6 protein-coding genes are annotated in these 6,012 nt (G+C 71.1%); all 6 read left to right on the top strand.

Annotation, left to right across the window (positions count from 1 at the left end):
* Positions 1 to 713 (top strand): AAA family ATPase (locus ACFXA3_RS32665; protein WP_385192770.1); only part of this gene is annotated, 713 nt, incomplete at its 5' end.
* 143 nt (positions 714 to 856) lie between these two features.
* Complete coding sequence (locus tag ACFXA3_RS32660; RefSeq protein ID WP_385192767.1) at positions 857 to 1,207, top strand: VOC family protein; 351 nt, start codon at positions 857 to 859, stop codon at positions 1,205 to 1,207.
* Positions 1,208 to 1,271: 64 nt separating this feature from the next.
* Complete coding sequence (locus tag ACFXA3_RS32655) at positions 1,272 to 3,644, top strand: ATP-binding cassette domain-containing protein (RefSeq protein WP_385192764.1); 2,373 nt, start codon at positions 1,272 to 1,274, stop codon at positions 3,642 to 3,644.
* Between the two features lie 110 nt (positions 3,645 to 3,754).
* The gene (locus ACFXA3_RS32650; RefSeq protein WP_385192761.1) at positions 3,755 to 4,864 is read left to right on the top strand and encodes an aminopeptidase P family protein; all 1,110 of its coding nucleotides are present in this window, start codon (positions 3,755 to 3,757) and stop codon (positions 4,862 to 4,864) included.
* Between the two features lie 59 nt (positions 4,865 to 4,923).
* A complete protein-coding gene (gene efp / locus ACFXA3_RS32645) occupies positions 4,924 to 5,490 on the top strand; it encodes an elongation factor P (RefSeq protein ID WP_383349833.1) in 567 nt (188 codons plus the stop codon).
* 2 nt (positions 5,491 to 5,492) lie between these two features.
* On the top strand, positions 5,493 to 5,924 hold the full coding sequence (gene nusB / locus ACFXA3_RS32640; RefSeq protein ID WP_054227611.1) for a transcription antitermination factor NusB: 432 nt from the start codon (positions 5,493 to 5,495) through the stop codon (positions 5,922 to 5,924).
* Positions 5,925 to 6,012: the final 88 nt, after the last annotated feature.

Raw genomic sequence — 6,012 nt, 5'->3', positions numbered from 1 at the left:
GGGGGGTCTTTTTTCTAACACCCCCCCCCCCCCCCCCCGCGCTCTATGTGTGTCTTGGGGGCTGGGTTTTGTTTAGCCGCGCCCCGCAGCCGGCACCGCCGCCCGGCCCCGAGACCACGGGACACATTCCGCTGCCGCCCGCCGTGGCCGGCACCGGCGGCGCCACCCTCGCCGTGCTGCTGATCGGCCCGGCGGGCGCCGGCAAGACCACGGTGGCCCGGCACTGGGCGAGCACCCGGCCCGTCCCGACCGCGCACGTGAGTCTGGACGACGTCCGCGAGTGGGTGTGCTCGGGCTTCGCCGACCCGCAGGCCGGCTGGAACGACCACTCCGAAGCCCAGTACCGCCTGGCCCGCCGCACCTGCGGCTTCGCCGCCCGCAACTTCCTGGCCAACGGGATCTCCTGCATCCTCGACGACGCCGTCTTCCCCGACCGTCCCGTGGTGGGCCTGGGCGGGTGGAAGCGCCACGTAGGCCCCGCCCTGCTGCCCGTCGTCCTCCTGCCCGGCCTGGAGATCGTCCTGGAACGCAACGCCGCCCGCTCGGGCAACCGGCGGCTCTCGGACGAGGAGGTCGCCCGCATCCACGGCCGGATGGCGGGCTGGTACGGCTCCGGCCTGCCGATCATCGACAACTCCGACCTGGACGTGGAAGCCACCTCCCGGGCCCTGGACGAAGCCCTCGCCCGCACCCTCGGCGCCCCCGCCTTCTAGGGGGTGTCCAGCACCGCTCCCCGGGCCGGCGGGACCGGTCAGGATCGGAGAAGCGCGGGACGAGGGTGCGCGACTAGCGTGATCGGCATGGACGGAGGGGCCGCCAGAAGGCGGCTCCCGGCCCCCTCACCCCAGGAGTGACCATGTCTTCCACCCTCGGCATCAAGACCGTTCTGCACCCCGTCTCCGACCTGGCCGCCGCCAAGGACGTCTACACCGCGCTGCTCGGCGTGAAGCCGCAGACCGACGAGCCGTACTACGTCGGCTACGAGGTCCACGGCCAGAGCATCGGGCTCGTCCCCGGCGGCGCCGCACAGGGCATGACCTCGCCCGTCGCCTACTGGCACGTCCCGGACATCGAGGCCAAGCTGGCCGAGGTCACCGCCGCGGGCGCCACCGTGAAGGACGCCGCCCACGACGTCGGCGGCGGGCGCCTCGTGGCCACCTTCACCGACCCCGACGGCAACGTCCTCGGGCTTCTCCAGGACAGCTGAGCACACCCCCGCGAAGCTGGTCGGACCGACCAGGCCACCCCACCCGACGGACGACGGAGACACGATGAGCAACGCCAGGCCCGCGCTGCACGATGCCGACAGCCACGACCTGATCCGCGTGCACGGCGCGCGCGTGAACAACCTCAAGGACGTCAGCATCGAGATCCCGAAGCGCCGCCTGACGGTGTTCACCGGCGTCTCCGGCTCCGGCAAGAGCTCACTGGTGTTCGACACCATCGCCGCCGAGTCGCAGCGGCTGATCAACGAGACGTACAGCGCCTTCGTCCAGGGCTTCATGCCGACCCTGGCCCGGCCCGAAGTCGACGTGCTCGACGGCCTGACCACCGCGATCACCGTCGACCAGCAGCGGATGGGCGGCGACCCGCGCTCCACCGTCGGCACCGCCACCGACGTCAACGCCATGCTGCGCATCCTCTTCAGCCGCCTCGGCACGCCCCACATCGGCTCGGCCAAGGCGTTCTCCTTCAACGTCGCCTCGATCAGCGGCGCCGGCGCGGTCACCGTCCGGCGCGGCGGCGAGGAGATCAAGGAGCGGCGCAGCTTCAGCATCACCGGCGGCATGTGCCCGCGCTGCGAAGGCCGCGGCGCGGTCACCGACATCGACCTGACCCAGCTCTACGACGACACCAAATCGCTGAACGAAGGCGCGTTCACGATCCCCGGCTACACCGGGGGCGGCTGGAACTCCCGCCTCTACATCGAGTCGGGCTTCTTCGACCCGGACAAGCCGATCCGGAAGTTCACCAAGAAGGAACTCCAGGACCTCCTCCACCGCGAACCGACCCGCATGAAGATCGCGGGCATCAACATGACCTACGAGGGCCTGATCCCGCGCGTCCAGAAGTCGATGCTGTCCAAGGACACCGAGTCCATGCAGCCGCACATCCGGGCCTTCGTGGAGCGGGCGGTCACCTTCACCACCTGCCCCGACTGCGCGGGCACCCGCCTCAACGAGGGCGCGCGCTCCTCGAAGATCAAGGGCAGGAACATCGCCGACCTGTGCGCGATGGAGGTCCGCGACCTGGCCGAATGGATCCGCGACCTCGACGAGCCCTCGGTGGCCCCGCTGCTCGCGACGCTCCTGGGAACCCTCGACTCCTTCGTGGAGATCGGCCTCGGCTACCTCTCCCTCGACCGGCCGTCGGGCACGCTGTCCGGCGGTGAGGCACAGCGCGTCAAGATGATCCGGCACCTCGGCTCCTCGCTCACCGACGTCACGTACGTCTTCGACGAGCCCACCACCGGCCTGCACCCCCACGACATCCAGCGGATGAACAACCTGCTGCTGCGGCTGCGCGACAAGGGCAACACGGTGCTCGTCGTGGAACACAAGCCGGAGACCATCGCGATCGCCGACCACGTCGTCGACCTCGGCCCCGGCGCCGGCGCGGGCGGCGGCACCGTCTGCTTCGAGGGCACCGTCGAGGGACTGCGCACCGGCGGCACCATCACCGGCCGGCACTTCGACGACCGGGCCAAGGTCAAGGAGACGGTGCGCAAGCCCACCGGCACGCTGGAGATCCGCGGGGCCACGGCCCACAACCTGCGCGACGTCGACGTCGACATCCCGCTCGGGGTCCTCGCCGTCGTCACCGGCGTCGCGGGTTCCGGCAAGAGCTCCCTCGTGCACGGCTCGATCCCGCGCGGTGCGGGCGTGGTCTCGGTCGACCAGGGGGCGATCAAGGGGTCCCGGCGCAGCAACCCGGCCACGTACACCGGACTGCTCGACCCGATCCGCAAGGCGTTCGCCAAGGCCAACGGGGTCAAGCCGGCGCTGTTCAGCGCCAACTCCGAGGGCGCCTGCCCCACCTGCAACGGCGCCGGCGTCATCTACACCGACCTGGCGATGATGGCCGGCGTCGCCTCCACCTGCGAGGAGTGCGAGGGCAAGCGGTTCGACGCGTCGGTGCTCGACTACCACTTCGGCGGCCGCGACATCAGCGAGGTGCTCGCGATGTCCGTGACCGAGGCCGAGGAGTTCTTCGGCTCGGGCGAAGGCGCCCTCCCGGCCGCCCACCGCATCGTCGGACGCCTCGCCGACGTCGGCCTCGGCTACCTCACCATCGGCCAGCCGCTCACCACCCTCTCGGGCGGCGAACGCCAGCGGCTCAAGCTGGCGACCCACATGGCCGAGAGGGGCGGGGTCTACGTGCTCGACGAACCCACGGCCGGCCTGCACCTCGCCGACGTCGAGCAACTGCTCGGCCTCCTCGACCGGCTGGTCGACTCCGGCAAGTCGGTCATCGTCGTCGAGCACCACCAGGCGGTCATGGCGCACGCCGACTGGATCATCGACCTCGGCCCCGGCGCGGGCCACGACGGCGGCCGGATCGTCTTCGAGGGCACCCCCGCCGAGCTGGTCGCCGACCGCTCCACGCGCACCGGCGAGCACCTCGCGGCGTACGTCGGCGGCTGACCGGATCCAGTCCCGGGGCGGGGGCCGGCGGCGCGCACCGCGGCCGCCCCCGCCCCCGTACGGATGCGCTCACCAGGCCGGATGCGTGGGGCGCTCGTAGGCTCGAATACATGTCAGACGTGTACGCGGCCCGCAGGGGCCTGCTCCGTGACCGCTGTGCCGCCGCCGGGAACGCCGCCGCACTGATCACGCGTCCGGCGAACGTCCGCTACCTCGCCGGGGCGTCCCCGCAGGGCGCCGTCCTGCTTGTCGGGCCGGGCGGCGAGGACGTGCTCTTCACCGTCGGCCCGCCCACCGGCGACGCCGACGAGGGGCGCCTGGACGAACAGCTCAGGCTCTTCGTGCTGGACGGCCCCGGCAGCGACGCCGCCGTGGCGGCCGGGGACATGGCCGGCTCGCTGCGCGCCGAGTCGCTGGCCGTCGAGGAGCACCACCTCACCGTCGCCCGCCACCGGGCCCTGTGCTCCGTCGCCCCCCGGACCCGGCTCGCCGACCTGGGGACCGCCGTGGAACAGCAGCGCCTCGTCAAGGACGAGGAGGAGATCGCCTGCCTGCGGATCGCCGCGGAGATCGCCGACCAGGCGCTCGGCGAGCTGCTGGAATCGATCCTGGTGGGCCGGACCGAACGCCACCTCGCGCTGGAGCTGGAGCGCCGCCTCGTCGACCACGGCGCCGACGGGCCGGCCTTCCCGACCTCCGTGGGCACCGGGCCGAACTCCGGCCGCTCCCGGCACCGGCCCTCCGACCGCCGGGTCGAGGAGGGCGACTTCCTCTCCGTGTGCCTCGGCGCCAACTACCGCGGCTACCGGTGCGAGATCGGCCGGACCTTCGTGATCGGCACCAGCCCGGCCGACTGGCAGGTCGAGCTCTACGATCTTGTTTTCGCGGCTCAGCGGGCCGGCCGCGAGGCACTGCTGCCCGGTGCCGCGTACCGCGAAGTCGACCGTGCGGCGCGCTCCGTACTGGGCTCGGCAGGGCACGGTGAGGCCCTCGCTCCGTCGACCGGACACGGTGTCGGCCTCGAAATCGACGAGGACCCGCAGCTTGCACCTACGGCAATGGGTAAACTGGACGCTTGCGTGCCGGTCACCGTCGAACCGGGGGTTCACCTCCCGGGCCGTGGAGGTGTCCGGATCGATGACACGCTCGTCGTACGCCCCGAGGCGGACGGCGGTCCCGAGCTACTCACCATTACGACCAAGGAGCTGCTCGCGCTCTAGTCCGCCGTGGCGGACTGTGCGCGCACCCGTGGTCTTCCAGTGCAGGAGATTCCGCAACCGTGGCTTCCACGAACGACCTCAAGAACGGCATGGTGCTCAAGCTCGACGGTGGCCAGCTCTGGTCCGTCGTCGAGTTCCAGCACGTCAAGCCCGGCAAGGGCCCGGCCTTCGTGCGCACCAAGCTCAAGCACGTGCTCTCCGGCAAGGTCGTCGACAAGACGTTCAACGCCGGCACGAAGGTCGAGACGGCCACCATCGACCGCCGTGACATGCAGTTCTCGTACATGGACGGCGAGTACTTCGTGTTCATGGACATGCAGACCTACGACCAGCTGATGGTCGACAGGAAGGCCGTCGGCGACGCCGCCAACTTCCTCATCGAGGGCTTCACCGCCTCCGTCGCCCAGCACGAGGGCGAGGTGCTCTACGTCGAGCTCCCGGCCGCCGTCGAGCTCGTCATCGAGCACACCGACCCGGGCGTCCAGGGCGACCGCTCCACCGGTGGCACCAAGCCCGCGCGCCTGGAGACGGGCCACGAGATCCAGGTCCCGCTGTTCGTGACCACGGGCGAGAAGATCAAGGTCGACACCCGCACGAGCGACTACCTCGGCCGGGTGAACAGCTAACCGTGGCTGCCCGCAGCAACGCGCGCAAGCGCGCCTTCCAGATCCTGTTCGAGGCCGACCAGCGCGGGGTGCCCGTGCGCGAGGTCCTCGCGGACTGGATCCGCCACGCGCGGTCGGACGACCGGCAGCCGCCCGTCAGCGCCTTCACGATGGATCTCGTCGAGGGTTACGCCGACAAGGTGAACCGCATCGACGACCTGATCATCACGTACGCAGTGGACTGGGAACTCGACCGGATGCCGGTCGCGGACCGGAACATCCTGCGGCTCGGTGCCTACGAGCTGATCTGGGTGGACGACACCCCGGACGCCGTGGCCATCGACGAGGCCGTCCAGCTGGCCAAGGAGTTCTCCACGGACGAGTCCCCCTCGTTCGTGAACGGGCTGCTGGCCCGTTTCAAGGACCTGAAGCCGAGCCTGCGGCGGGGCGAGTAGCCCCGGCGGTTCGGCGACAACGGAGGGGCCCCCCCGCCCCCCCCCGGGCGGCCCGCCGCGCCGTTTCCGGCGGAGACGGCCAAAAAAA

Source organism: Streptomyces sp. NPDC059456 (assembly GCF_042750055.1).
Classification (GTDB): Bacteria; Actinomycetota; Actinomycetes; order Streptomycetales; family Streptomycetaceae; genus Streptomyces.
Note: the sequence above shows the minus strand (reverse complement) of the source record. Positions and strands in the feature narration are given on the sequence as shown.